This window comes from Cupriavidus sp. GW822-FHT06G04, from assembly GCF_058799075.1.
In genome coordinates this window covers 209,103-221,406 of the sequence record NZ_JBXALD010000005.1, presented here as the reverse complement: position 1 = coordinate 221,406, position 12,304 = coordinate 209,103, and the positions used below count along the sequence as shown (strand labels likewise).

Below are 12,304 nucleotides of genomic sequence, written 5' to 3'. Positions count from 1 at the left end.
GCCCATGACTGCCGCTGGCTGGCCGCCCGTCGCCCGTCGCCCGTCGACACTGGTGCCTGGAATCTGCTACAGGCAAGCCGGAATCCTCAGTCTGCAACCTGAGGGCGCAATTACTGGCGCCCGCCGAGCGCGGCGGCGAGATCGCGGGCAACATCGTCGGCCGTGCGCTCAAACTGCAGCGGCGTCACCGCGATGGCGCCGCGCGCCACCACCACGGCCTCCGCGTCGTCCACATCGGCGCGCGGTGCCCGGGAAAACTGCAGCCAGTGATAAGGAATGCCGCGCGGATCGACGTGCGCGCGCACGTCGATAGCTTGGACCAGCCCGCGGCCTTGCCGCGATACCGTCAACGGCCCGGCTGCGTCGGCTTCCACATCGGGAAAATTCACGTTAAGGCACGCGCCGTCGCTCCAGCCGGTGGCCACCAGTTGGCGGATCACGCCCGGTGCCAGGGCGCGCGCGGTATGCCACTTTACGGCGTTGCGATCAGTGAACACCTGACTCAGCGCGATCGAGCGGATGCCGAGCAGCATGCCCGTCATCGCCGCGCCGACCGTGCCCGAGAAGACCGTTTCCAGCCCAAGGTTGCCGCCGCGGTTGATGCCGGACAGGATCAGATCTGGCGGCGTGTCGCGCATGATCTGGCGCGCGGCCATCACCACGCAATCGCCGGGCGTGCCCGAAATGCCAAAGCGGCGCTCGCCGTGCGCGGCGATGCGCAGCGGCGCATGCAGACTGATCGAATGCGAGGTGCCGCTCTGGTCATGTTCGGGCGCGACGATCCATACCTCGCGCGCCAGTGCGGCCGCCACGTCCTCCAGCGCACGCAAGCCCGGCGCGTCGATACCATCGTCATTAGTGAGCAATACGCGATCGACTACAAAATCAGACATCGGATAGCCTTTTATTGAAGTGGACAAATCGTGTGGGGCTAACTGTAGCGCAATCACGTGTCAGAAACTGTTGGGGGCCAATGCTTGGCACGCGGCAGACCGCCGAAAAAAAACCCGCATCGTTGCGATGCGGGTTTCGACGAGGCGGCCTGGGCAAGCCGATTACAGGTACTCCAACGTGATCGTGGCCGAACCGTCCAGTTCAACGTTCGATGTCAGCGACGGCAGATCGGCCGTGCTGTTCAGGGCGCCGACGATACGAAGGATTTGCGAGATGGTCTTGTACGGATGAGGGGTGCCGCCGCCGGTGTCAGACCACGACACTACCTCGTTCACATTCGTATAGTTTCCGTTACCTGATAGAGAACCACTACTTGCGTAGTCCGCATACACAACGTCGCCCACGGCGGCGCCGTCTGCCGTCGCGTCTGCGACACGGGCCTGAATGCCATAGGCGCCCAGATTTTTGCCGTCCACGGCACCCAGGCCTAGGGGATAGATACCCTCGGCTTTCGGATCGACGTCGTCCAAAATCCAGGACTCCGTTCCCAACCGATTGTCCGCAACGCGAAAGCCAACCTTGGTAGCCGCCTCGCAGTTGATCGTCATCGTCACGTCACGATCGGGCAGCTTGGTGACGTCGGTAGCGCTCAGGCTCTTGGCCGAAATCGTGCCGTAGTCCACCGTGCCGTTGTTCGACAGGGCACTTGAACAGGCCGAGGGGCGAATCACGCCCTTGACCGCCAGGTCCGCGCTTTCGGCCGCAAACGCGCCGGAGCAAGCCGTGGCCAGCATTGTCAGTAGCAGACCGTTACGCAGTTGAGTGGAGATGTTCATGATCGATTTCCTTTCAGATGTGGGGGCTTTAGGTGCTCCGTCGGCGTTGCCGGGCGGGGACAGCTGAAGTCTGGTCTATGCGCGGTGTGTGCTTAATCACCGAATCTTCAAATGTTGAAACCGCCAATCTCTGACCGGCGCAACGGTGCAGCGCTCCGCGGCGCACGCGCATGAAAAAACCCGCATCGTTACGATGCGGGTTTCGACGAGGCGGCCTGGGCAAGCCGATTACAGGTACTCCAACGTGATCGTGGCCGAACCGTCCAGTTCAACGTTCGACGTCAGCGACGGCAGGTTGGCCGTGCTGTTCAGGCCGCCGACGATGCGAAGGACTTGCGAGATGGTCTTGTACGCATGCGGGGCACCGCCTTCGGTGTCAGACCACGACACTACCGCATTTATATCCGTATAGTTTCCGTTACCCGATAGAGAACCAGAACTCGCGTTGTTCGCATACACAACGTCGCCCACGGGGGCGCCGTCTGCCGTCGCATCTGCGACACGGGCCTGAATTTCATAGGCGCCCAGATTCTTGCCGTCCACAGCACCCAGGCCCAAGGGATACACAGCCCACGCTGCCGGATCGATGTCCTCCAAAATAAAGGACGCTGTTCCTTGCCGATTGTCGTATACCCAAAAACCAACCTTGGTGGCCGCCTCGCAGTTGATCGTCATCGTCACGTCACGATCGGGCAGCTTGGTGACGTCGGTAGCGCTCAGGCTCTTGGCCGAAATCGTGCCGTAGTCCACCGTGCCGTTGTTCGACAGGGCAATTGAGCAAGCCGACGGGCGAATCACGCCCTTGACCGCCAGGTCCGCGCTTTCTGCCGCAAACGCGCCGGAGCAGGCCGTGGCCAGCATTGTCAGCAGCAGACCGTTACGCAGTTGAGTGGTGATGTTCATGATCGATTTCCTTTCAGATGTGGGGGCTTTAGGTGCTCCGTCGGCGTTGCCGGGCGGGGACAGCTGAAGTCTGGTCTATGCGCGGTGTGTGCTTAATCACCGAATCTTCAAATGTTGGACCAGCAAATCTTTAACCGACAAAAAGGCGCAGCGCTTCGCGGCGCGCGCACATGAAAAAACCCGCATCGTTACGATGCGGGTTTTGGCGAGGCGTTTCGTCCGAGGCCGATTACAGGTACACCACAGAAATCGTGGCCGAGCCGTCCAGTTCAACGTTCGATGTCAGCGACGGCAGGTTGGCTGTGCTGTTCAGCCCGCCGACGATGCGAAGGACTTGCGAGATGGTCTTGTAGGAATTTGGCGTGCCGCCGTCGGTGTCAGACCACGCAAAGATTTGACCGAACGTGTAGTTGCCAAGCTCAGATGCAGGCTGCCACAAAGTGTCACCATCAAGACTGTAAGAGTTCCCTCCCACGGCAGCTCCATCGCCAACGGCGTCGGCGGGCAGCACTTTGATTCCATAGGCGCCCAGATTCTTGCCGTCCACAGCGCCGAGGCCGTAGCCAGCGAGGTCCAAAACGGACGGATCCACTTTACTCAGGATCTGCGCCGCCGTTCCTACACGATTGTCCGCAACTTGAAATCCAACCTTGGTGGCCGCCTCGCAGTTGATCGTCATTGTCACGTCACGATCGGGCAGCTTGGTGACGTCGGTAGCGCTCAGGCTCTTGGCCGAGATCGTGCCGTAATCCACCGTGCCGTTGTTCGACAGAGCAATTGAGCAAGCCGAGGGGCGAATCACGCCCTTGACTGCCAGGTCCGCGCTTTCTGCCGCGAACGCGCCGGAGCAGGCCGTGGCCAGCATTGTCAGCAGCAGACCGTTACGCAGTTGAGTGGTGATGTTCATGATCGATTTCCTTTCAGATGTGGGGGCTTTAGGTGCTCCGTCGGCGTTGCCGGGCGGGGACAGCTGAAGTCTGGTCTATGAGCGGCACGCGCTTAATCACTGAATCTTCAAATGTTGGACCAGCAAATCTTTAACCGACAAAAAGGCGCAGCACTTCGCGGCGCGCGCACATGGAAAAAACCCGCATCGTTACGATGCGGGTTTTGGCGAGGCGTTTCGTCCGAGGCCGATTACAGGTACACCACAGAAATCGTGGCCGAGCCGTCCAGTTCAACGTTCGACGTCAGCGACGGCAGATCGGCCGTGCTGTTCAGCCCGCCGACGATGCGAAGGACTTGCGAGATGGTCTTGTACGCATGAGGGGTGCCGCCGCCGGTTTCAGACCACGAAACCAGCCACGGTCCATTCGTATAGTTTCCGTAATCCGATAGAGACTCAGGAGACGTGGGGTTATTGAGGAACACAACGTCGCCCACGGCGGCGCCGTCTGCCGTCCCATCTGCGACACGGGCCTGAATGCCGTAGGCGCCCAGATTCTTACCATCCACGGCACCCAGACCATAGGGAGTCACAGCCCACGCGCCCGGATCGACGACATCCAGAATCCAGGATCCTGTCCCCGACCGATTGTCCGCAACGCGAAAGCCAACCTTGGTGGCCGCCTCGCAGTTGATCGTCATCGTCACGTCACGATCGGGCAGCTTGGTGACGTCGGTAGCGCTCAAGCTCTTGGCCGAAATCGTGCCGTAGTCCACCGTGCCGTTGTTCGACAGAGCAATTGAGCAAGCCGACGGGCGAATCACGCCCTTGACTGCCAGATCCGCGCTTTCTGCCGCAAACGCGCCAGAGCAAGCCGTAGCCAGCATTGTCAGCAGCAGACCGTTACGCAGTTGAGTGGAGATGTTCATGATCGATTTCCTTTCAGATGTGGGGGCTTTGGGTGCTCCGTCGGCGCTGCCGTCCGGGGACAGGCTGAAGTTTGGTCTACGCGCGCTGTCCGCTTAATCACGGAATCTTCAAATGTTGGAACCGCCAATCTCTGACCGGCGCAACGGTGCAGCGCTTCGCGGCGCACGCGCATGAAAAAACCCGCATCGTTGCGATGCGGGTCGGTTTAGCTGTCAGATATCCACCGAAATCTGTGGATACCTTACAGACGCCTCACAGATATACGACAGAGACCGTGGCCGAACCCTCGAGCCGCAGGTTCGTGGTCAGCTCCGGCAGGTTGGCCTTGCTGTCGACAGCCGCTGCCAGTTTGAGCACTTGCGCTACGGTTCGATAACGCAGCGGTTCTCCGCCATCCACAGCGGCCCAGGCGCTCACCACCATCGGCGCGACGTAATCGAACACCGCAGTGGCGCTGAGCCAGGTTGCGCCGCCATCGACCGAGCGCGTGCCACCGGCAACCGCCGCGCCATCGGCAACCGCGTCGGCCGGCAGCGCGCGGATGGCGTAAGCGCCCAGATTCTTGCCGTCGACAGTGCCCATGCCAAACCCCATCGTTTCGCCGATATTGGCGTCCAGGCCACGCAAGATCGGCGCCGCAGTGCCGGCACGGTTGTCGACAAGCCGATAGCCCACGACCGTGGCGGCGTCGCACGTCATCGTCATGGTGATCTCTTGCTCGGGCAGCATGGTTGGTTTGGTATCGCTCAGCGCGCGGGAGGAGATCGTGCCGAAATAGACGTTGCCGTCGCCGGACAAATCAACCGAACACGCGGAAGGCCTGATCACGCCCTTGATCGTCAAGTCGGCGTTTTCCGCGGCAAACGCGCCCAGGCAGCCAGTTACCAGCAGTACCAGCCAAAGTTCGTTGCGCAGCGAGACGGCGATTTTCATGGTGGGGTCCTTTCAGAGTCCAGAAAGTTTGTCTGCCGCGCAATGTCACTGACGCGACAGAATCTACAGTCTGGTGGAACGACACCGAGGGTTTAATCGCGAACCCTTTAATTGGCGCGCTATTATCCGCGCGCTTGTTCTGACCCGCATTCGGATGCGACGCCGCCGTCCGGGCGAGCGGCGGCGCAACTATCCGAGAAACGATCCGAAAGATCATGCGCAAGCGTATCCGCACCGCAGCGCCGGATACTTTTCCGGCGCGATACGGTACGGCACAGCGCGCTCAGTGCAAGCGGTGCGCGTCGGTGTCGAGCACCTGTTCCGCGGCGTCGCCGGTCAGTCCCCGATAGTAGAGATGCACGCCGATGGCGAGCGAATCGTGGCGGATTTCATGCAGCGCGCGCCAGGCCTGCGCGACATCGGTGAACACCAGATAGTGCGCCTCGCGCTCCACCAGCGTGGCCACTTCATGCAAGCCGTGGTTGCGCAGCGCGCCGACCAGCAGATCGAGGCTGCGATGCGTGCGCGCATCGGTGCGCGGATACAGCATGTGCAGCACCGCGACAGGTTGCGCGCCCGCTTGCGCGGTGAACGCCGCCACGATGTCCTGATGACGGATCGCCGTGACTGGCTCGCCGGTTTGGGTCCGAAATGCTTGTGGGGCGGTGTCGAGAGTCGCGTTGCGCATGGCTTTACCTCCGGGTCAGAATCTGTACGACAGTGGAGGAAAGATTAGAGCAAGTTTGATGCGGCGCAATACTTGTTTTGTGCAACAGTGAATTTCATCCGATCCGCGGAACTGATTGTCCAGCGGGTTGCCCGCGCAGCCGCGCACGGACAACCTTTCAGTTGGCTTACTTCGATGGCGTCACGCTGCCGAGCAGACCGCCCACCACGGGCAGATTGCTTACCGGACTGATCGGACTTGTTGCACCGCCAGAACCGGCCGCGCCCTTCAGCGCGTTGGTCACCGGCGCCAGCACCGGGCTGAGCGGACCGCTGGCGCCGCCCGTCGCATTGGTCAAGGTGGAAACGGTGGTGTTCACCAAATTGGTGACCGGCGCGAGCGCCCCGGAAGGGCTAGGCAGCGATCCGCCCGATCCTCCGCCAAGATTGCCCAGTCCGCTTAGCAATTGCGTGACAGGCGCCAGCGGACTGGCCGGCGTCGTACCGCCCGATGGCGTGCTCACCGCTCCGCCCAACGCCGACACCGTGGTGCCGACCGTTGCGACGATACCGCCCACATTGCTGACCACCGGCGCGTTGGTCTGATCGATCGCGGTGCCGATCTGATTCACTGCGCCGCCCGTAGCGACCAGCAGATTATTCAGCGGCGCACCCAGGCCGGTCGTGGCGCCGATGGTCTGCGTCGCACTGCCCAGCGCCGCAGTCAGCGGCACGATCGCGGTGTTGGCGGTCGTCAGCACCTGGTTGACGGGATCGCTCAGCGTCTGCGGCGTGAGGCCGCCCACCAGGCTGCCGGTCTGGCTGACGACCGAACCAACCGGCGCGGTCACGCTGGCCAGTGGCCCGGTGCCGAGCGTGCCGACCGTATTGCCGACGCTGCTGACGGCGGCGCCGACTTCGGCCAGCGGCGTCGGCCCGGTTGCGCCGGTCGCTCCCGTGGCACCCGCGACGCCGGTGGCGCCCGTGGCACCCGTCGCACCCGCGACACCGGTGGCGCCTGTGGCTCCCGTCGCGCCGGTGGCGCCTGCCGCGCCCGTGGCACCGGTTGCGCCATCGGCGCCATTCGAACCATTCGTGCCGTTCGAACCCGCAGGTCCGGCCGCGCCGGTCGCACCCGTCGCGCCCGTTGCGCCTGCCGTGCCTTGCGATCCCTGCGCACCGGTCGCGCCTTGCGATCCCTGCGCACCGGTCGCACCTTGCGCGCCCGCAGTGCCCGCCGTGCCGGCATCGCCGGTGGCACCTTGCGCACCTTGCGGACCCATCGCGCCCGGCTTGCCGTCATGGCCATTCGCACACCCGCCCAGCAACGCCGCAACACTGACGGTCACACCGATCCAATATTGTCGTTGACGCATGCTTCCACCCCTCATTTGTGTTGTGTTGGATGGATCAGGACAAGGCAACGGCCGTGCCATTGACCTACGCGTGGCAGACGAGAGCCGCAGGCGCACGGCGCTTCGGCCTGCAAACCCGCGCGGATGCTCGGTTTGCAGGCGACCCCGGCAAATCCGGCCAGCCGTTTGATACGGGTGGATCGGTCAGTCGTTGCTGTTACGTGTTACGTAACGCCGCATGGGCAGCGCGGGAACGTGCGGCACGGACGGCGCGGAAAAGCGCACCGCCCGGCCATGGCGAGATCCGCCGCGCGCGGTGCGCGGCTCGCTTAATCGAAGGGTCGCGGCTTTGGCGTGGCGTTGGTGGACGGCGGCAGGATCGGCAGCACGATGCGCGGCTGCTCGCCGGTCAGCGTATTCAGGAAGGCAACGATGTCGGCGTTTTCCTCGTCCGTGAACTGGCGGCCGAGTTGCAAGCGTCCCATCACGTCCACCGCCTGCGTCAGCGTGGCGGCGCCGCCATCGTGGAAATACGGATACGTCAGTGCAACGTTGCGCAGGGTCGGCACCTTGAAGCTGAAGCGGTCGATATCGTTGCCCGTGATGGCGGCGCGCCCCTGCGACGGATTGCTGGTCTGATACGGCGTGACGATCCCCATCTTCTGGAACGACGCGCCGCCCACGTTCGGGCCGTAGTGGCAGGCCACGCAGCCCGCAGACTTGAACAGCCGATAGCCGCGCAGTTCCTGGGCGTCGATCGCATAGTCGTCGCCATTGAGCCATTTGTCGAAGCGCGAATTGGGCGTGACCAACGTTTCCTCGAACGCGGCGATCGCCAGCGAGATTTCGTCCATCGTCAGCTTCTCGGTGCTGAACACCTTGCGAAATTCCATCACGTAGTCGGGAATCGATTGCAGCGTGTCGACGGCCAGTTCATGCGTGTACGCCATCTCAACGGGATTGGCGATGGGCCCGCCCGCTTGCTCGGGCAGATTCCTGGCGCGGCCGTCCCAGAACTGCACGAAATTCAGGCTGGCATTGAGCACTGTGGGGGAATTGATCGGGCCCTGCTGCCAGTGGTCGCCGATCGATGTCTTGAGATTGTCCGTACCGCCCAGGCTGAGGTTATGGCACGAGTTGCACGAGATGAACCCCGAGCGTGAGAGTCGCGGTTCGAACCACAGCTTCTGGCCCAGCGCCACGCGCGCCGGATCGGTGATGGCCGGGCGGGCGATCGGTTGCACGGGCTCCGCGCGCGGGGTGGCGGCCTGCACGCCGCAGGCGAGGACAAGGGCCGCCCATGGCGGCAACAGCAGCAGTTTCAGCTTCATCGAAGGGCTCCGGTCGATCCAGCGCGGTGCGCATCGCCATGCGTGCCGCGCGAAAAAACCGGATTAGGCCCGCAAGCCCCGCAGCCGGCGTTGATAGCCATCAAGCCGGTTCCGAAAGCCAATCGTAAGGCGGCGCCAGATATCGATAGCCATTCTTCTTCGTTGGCGCGCGGGCGCGGCACGCCTACGATGTGGCCTCGCCTGCTGCGGCAACGCCCGATCCGGGGCGCCGGTCACGCGCTGACCAGGCCGCGCTGCAAGGCTGTTTTGAGCATCGAAAAGACATGACGCGCGACGGGATTGACCGCATTGGGACGTGCCCACAGGTAATAGGTGACATCGGGCAGCCGCGGCAGTCCGTCGGCCTCGCCAAGGATGCGCATGTCCGCGGCCAGCAGGTCGATGCTGCGCGCAGTAATCCCGAGCCCGCCGCGCAGCGCCGCCTTGATGCCGATCAGGCTCGGTGCCAGGTAGGCAATGCGCCAGGGCACGCCGGCCTGCGTCAGCGCCTCGAGCGACAGCTTGCGGAACAGGCTCGGCTCGTCGGCCAGGATCAGCGGCACGGGCGCGCCGCGTTCATAGACGAAATCGGCCGAACATACCCAGATGGTGGGCGTGGTGCGCAGCACGATGCCGTCGAGCGTGTTGTCCTCGCGCGTCGACACGGTCAGGTCGATTTCGCCGCGTCGCAGCGATTCCATCAGGAAGGGACTGCGGCCGACATGGATCTCCAGCCGCAACGCCGGCGACGAGCGCGCGATATGCGACAGCAGCCCCGGCAGGATCGTATCGGCCACATCGTGCGGCGCGCCAATGCGCAGCGATCCGGTCAGGTCGCCCTCGCGCAGCATGCGCAGCGCCTCGTCGTTGATGGCCAGCATCTGGCGCGCGTATTCCACCAGTTTCTTGCCATGCCGCGTCAGCAGCTTGCCGCGCCCCTGGCGTTCGAACAACGCGAGGCCGAGCTGCTCTTCCAGCCGCTGCATCTGTTGCGTGACGGCCGACTGCGTGCGCTGCACCGTCAGCGCCGCGGCGCCAAAGGTTTCGTGGTCGGCAATCGCGACCAGCGACCGCAGCAGGTCCAGATCGAGGTTACGCATACATTAGCCCTGCTAATGAATTTTCGTTGCGCATTAAGTGGTTTTTAGAACAGGTGTTCATTACAGTGAAACACGAAGCACCGTTCTACCCCCCAAAAACAGAGATTGCAAGGATTGATCGCACCATGTCCATCGCCCAACAGCGCCAGACTGCCGTCGGAGACACCATCGAATCCATTAGGAACATTGTGAACAAGGGGGGCGTCACCCGCGCCAGCCTGGCCGATGTCCTGACCCAGGTGGAAGAACTGGCCGCGCGCACCGAACTATGGAACGAAGGCGATTTCCCGCCGCCGGAGCCGGGCGAGCGCCAGGCCCGCTATCTGATTTCCGAGGATCCGGACCAGACCTTCGCGCTTTACCTGAACGTGCTGCGTCCGGGCAAGCGCATTCCGCCGCACAACCACACCACCTGGGCGTGCGTGGCGGGCGTGGTTGGCGTGGAGTTCAACGACGTCTATGTGCGCACCGATGACGGCAGCCAGCCCGGCGTGGGCACGCTCGAACACGAGCGCACCGTGGAAGTGGGTCCGCGCAACGGCATCGCCCTGCTGCCCGACGACATCCATTCGGTAGAGATTCGCGGCGACGACATCATTCGCCATCTGCACATGTACGGCCGGTCGCTGGAAACGCTGACCGAACGGCTCACGTTCGACCTTGAAACCGGACGCTGCCAGATCATGAACGTGGGCGTCCAGACCCGCCGCTAAACAATCCTGACCGGGGCGGCGCCGCGCCGCACTACGCCGGCTGCCCGCCCCGACTCCTGAAAATCAGCTTGCCGAAATTTCCTCTGTGCGCAGAGGACGGCCCCCTATTGCCCGGAATTTCATGAGCCAACCTACCTACACCGCAGTCGACGCCGTCACGCTCAAGGGCTGGCTGCACGATGCCGACGAGATCGCGCTGTTCGATGTGCGCGAACACGGCCAATACGGCGAAGGCCATCCGTTCTATGCCGTGCCGCTGCCCTACAGCCGTCTTGAACTCGACGTGGGACGCCTGGCGCCGCGCACCGATGCGCGCATCGTGCTGGCCGACGATGGCGACGGCGTGGCGCAACGCGCCGCCGCCGCGCTGGCGAAGCTTGGCTATACGCGGCTGTTCGTGCTCGATGGCGGCATGCCGGCGTGGCAGGCATCCGGCTACACGCTGTTTGCCGGCGTCAACGTGCCGTCGAAAACCTTTGGCGAACTGGCCGAGCACCACTACAACACGCCGCGCATTTCCGCGCAGGATCTTGCCGCGATGCAGGCCGGCCCCAATGCGCCGGTCGTGCTCGACGGGCGGCCCACGTCGGAATTCCGCAAGATGAACATTCCCGGCGCGGTCTGCTGCCCCAACGGCGAACTGGCCTACCGTCTGCGCGACCTGGTGCCCGACAGCACGACGCCGATCGTGATCAACTGCGCGGGACGCACGCGCAGCATCATCGGCGCGCAATCGCTGATCAACTTCGGCGTGCCCAACCCGGTCTATGCGCTGGAAAACGGCACGCAGGGCTGGTATCTGAACGATTTCACGCTGGAACACGGCGGCACGGCGCGCTATCCGGACAACACCGCGCCGCGCGACCTCGATGCCGCGCGCAGCGCCGCGCAGGCGCTGACCAAACGCTTCGACGTGCCGCATATTTCGGCCAGCGAAGCGATGGCATGGCTGGCCGACGACTCGCGCACCACGTTCCTGTGCGACGTGCGCACGGCCGAGGAATACGCCGCGCAGACGCTGCCCGGCGCGCAGCACACGCCAGGCGGCCAGTTGATGCAGGCCACCGACCAGTACGTCGGCGTGCGCCGCGCGCGGCTGGTGCTGTTCGACGCGGAAGGCGTGCGCGCCACCGTGGTAGCCAGCTGGCTGCGTCAGATGGGCCATCACGCGGTGGTACTCGACGGCGGCCTGCAGGCGGGACTCGCGGCTGGCGTGCGCGCCGCCGCCGGGCCGCAGCATGAAGTGGTCGCGCCACCCACGGTCGACGCCGCGCAACTCGCCGCGGGCTTGGCCGATCAATCGATGCTGGCGCTCGATCTGCGCGGCAGCATGGCGTATCGCGCCGGACATATCGCCGGTAGCCGCTGGGCCACGCGCGCGCGGCTGGCGCAAGACCTGCACGGCGTGCCTCACGACACCACGCTGGTACTGGTGGGCGACGCCGATGCCGACGATCCGGCCGAACTGGCGGTGGGCGATCTCCACGCGCTGGGCTACCGCGACGTGCGCCGGCTGCACGGCGGCTTTGCCGCATGGCGCGATGCCGGCCACGCCGTCTCGCAAGGCGCACACACGCTGCCCGATGCGCGCTGCATCGACTACCTGTTCTTCGTGCACGACCGCCACGACGGCAACAAGGCCGCCGCGCGCCAGTACCTGGCGTGGGAAACAGGCCTGATCGCGCAGCTCGACGCGCAGGAACTTGCCACCTTCCGTTTTCCGCAGCACGACTGAGCTGCCGACGATTCCACGCACA

The 12,304-nt window shown here is 64.0% G+C and carries 12 protein-coding genes; 2 read left to right on the top strand and 10 right to left on the bottom strand.

What is annotated here, in order from left to right; translation table 11 throughout:
* Positions 1-110: 110 nt before the first annotated feature.
* The 10 genes from surE to AC1RKI_RS13840 form a co-directional block, all read right to left on the bottom strand.
* Positions 111-893, bottom strand: coding sequence for a 5'/3'-nucleotidase SurE (gene surE, locus AC1RKI_RS13885; RefSeq protein WP_251164539.1), 783 nt, complete (start codon positions 891-893; stop codon positions 111-113).
* Positions 894-1,055: 162 nt separating this feature from the next.
* Positions 1,056-1,730, bottom strand: a complete 675-nt coding sequence (locus AC1RKI_RS13880) for a DUF1120 domain-containing protein (RefSeq protein WP_492795758.1) — start codon at positions 1,728-1,730, stop codon at positions 1,056-1,058.
* Positions 1,731-1,958: 228 nt separating this feature from the next.
* Positions 1,959-2,633 (bottom strand): DUF1120 domain-containing protein, encoded by a 675-nt coding sequence (locus AC1RKI_RS13875; protein WP_244788149.1) that lies wholly within the window; start codon positions 2,631-2,633, stop codon positions 1,959-1,961.
* Between the two features lie 229 nt (positions 2,634-2,862).
* On the bottom strand, positions 2,863-3,540 hold the full coding sequence (locus AC1RKI_RS13870; protein WP_492795756.1) for a DUF1120 domain-containing protein: 678 nt from the start codon (positions 3,538-3,540) through the stop codon (positions 2,863-2,865).
* Positions 3,541-3,770: 230 nt separating this feature from the next.
* A complete protein-coding gene (locus AC1RKI_RS13865) occupies positions 3,771-4,448 on the bottom strand; it encodes a DUF1120 domain-containing protein (protein WP_244788151.1) in 678 nt (225 codons plus the stop codon).
* 253 nt (positions 4,449-4,701) lie between these two features.
* Positions 4,702-5,382, bottom strand: a complete 681-nt coding sequence (locus AC1RKI_RS13860; protein WP_061957001.1) for a DUF1120 domain-containing protein — start codon at positions 5,380-5,382, stop codon at positions 4,702-4,704.
* A gap of 283 nt (positions 5,383-5,665) precedes the next feature.
* Complete coding sequence (locus tag AC1RKI_RS13855) at positions 5,666-6,070, bottom strand: hypothetical protein (RefSeq protein ID WP_251165118.1); 405 nt, start codon at positions 6,068-6,070, stop codon at positions 5,666-5,668.
* A gap of 166 nt (positions 6,071-6,236) precedes the next feature.
* Positions 6,237-7,424: a collagen-like triple helix repeat-containing protein gene (locus AC1RKI_RS13850; protein WP_492795753.1), complete on the bottom strand. Its 1,188-nt coding sequence runs from the start codon at positions 7,422-7,424 to the stop codon at positions 6,237-6,239.
* Positions 7,425-7,732: 308 nt separating this feature from the next.
* Complete coding sequence (locus AC1RKI_RS13845; protein ID WP_251165116.1) at positions 7,733-8,734, bottom strand: cytochrome-c peroxidase; 1,002 nt, start codon at positions 8,732-8,734, stop codon at positions 7,733-7,735.
* A gap of 233 nt (positions 8,735-8,967) precedes the next feature.
* On the bottom strand, positions 8,968-9,834 hold the full coding sequence (locus tag AC1RKI_RS13840) for a LysR substrate-binding domain-containing protein (RefSeq protein ID WP_061957005.1): 867 nt from the start codon (positions 9,832-9,834) through the stop codon (positions 8,968-8,970).
* A gap of 125 nt (positions 9,835-9,959) precedes the next feature.
* Between AC1RKI_RS13840 and AC1RKI_RS13835 the strand changes: the two genes are divergently transcribed.
* On the top strand, positions 9,960-10,547 hold the full coding sequence (locus AC1RKI_RS13835; RefSeq protein ID WP_061957006.1) for a cysteine dioxygenase family protein: 588 nt from the start codon (positions 9,960-9,962) through the stop codon (positions 10,545-10,547).
* 121 nt (positions 10,548-10,668) lie between these two features.
* Entirely contained in the window at positions 10,669-12,282 is a 1,614-nt protein-coding gene (locus tag AC1RKI_RS13830; protein WP_492795750.1) for a rhodanese-like domain-containing protein, read from the top strand.
* Positions 12,283-12,304: the final 22 nt, after the last annotated feature.

Coding starts and splice junctions, on each gene's coding strand:
- AC1RKI_RS13850 (WP_492795753.1), bottom strand. CDS start 7,424: ATGCGTCAACGACAATATTGGATCGGTGTGACCGTCAGTGTTGCGGCG.
- AC1RKI_RS13875 (WP_244788149.1), bottom strand. CDS start 2,633: ATGAACATCACCACTCAACTGCGTAACGGTCTGCTGCTGACAATGCTG.
- AC1RKI_RS13855 (WP_251165118.1), bottom strand. CDS start 6,070: ATGCGCAACGCGACTCTCGACACCGCCCCACAAGCATTTCGGACCCAA.
- AC1RKI_RS13835 (WP_061957006.1), top strand. CDS start 9,960: ATGTCCATCGCCCAACAGCGCCAGACTGCCGTCGGAGACACCATCGAA.
- AC1RKI_RS13845 (WP_251165116.1), bottom strand. CDS start 8,734: ATGAAGCTGAAACTGCTGCTGTTGCCGCCATGGGCGGCCCTTGTCCTC.
- AC1RKI_RS13865 (WP_244788151.1), bottom strand. CDS start 4,448: ATGAACATCTCCACTCAACTGCGTAACGGTCTGCTGCTGACAATGCTG.
- AC1RKI_RS13840 (WP_061957005.1), bottom strand. CDS start 9,834: ATGCGTAACCTCGATCTGGACCTGCTGCGGTCGCTGGTCGCGATTGCC.
- AC1RKI_RS13880 (WP_492795758.1), bottom strand. CDS start 1,730: ATGAACATCTCCACTCAACTGCGTAACGGTCTGCTACTGACAATGCTG.
- AC1RKI_RS13860 (WP_061957001.1), bottom strand. CDS start 5,382: ATGAAAATCGCCGTCTCGCTGCGCAACGAACTTTGGCTGGTACTGCTG.
- AC1RKI_RS13830 (WP_492795750.1), top strand. CDS start 10,669: ATGAGCCAACCTACCTACACCGCAGTCGACGCCGTCACGCTCAAGGGC.
- AC1RKI_RS13870 (WP_492795756.1), bottom strand. CDS start 3,540: ATGAACATCACCACTCAACTGCGTAACGGTCTGCTGCTGACAATGCTG.
- surE (WP_251164539.1), bottom strand. CDS start 893: ATGTCTGATTTTGTAGTCGATCGCGTATTGCTCACTAATGACGATGGT.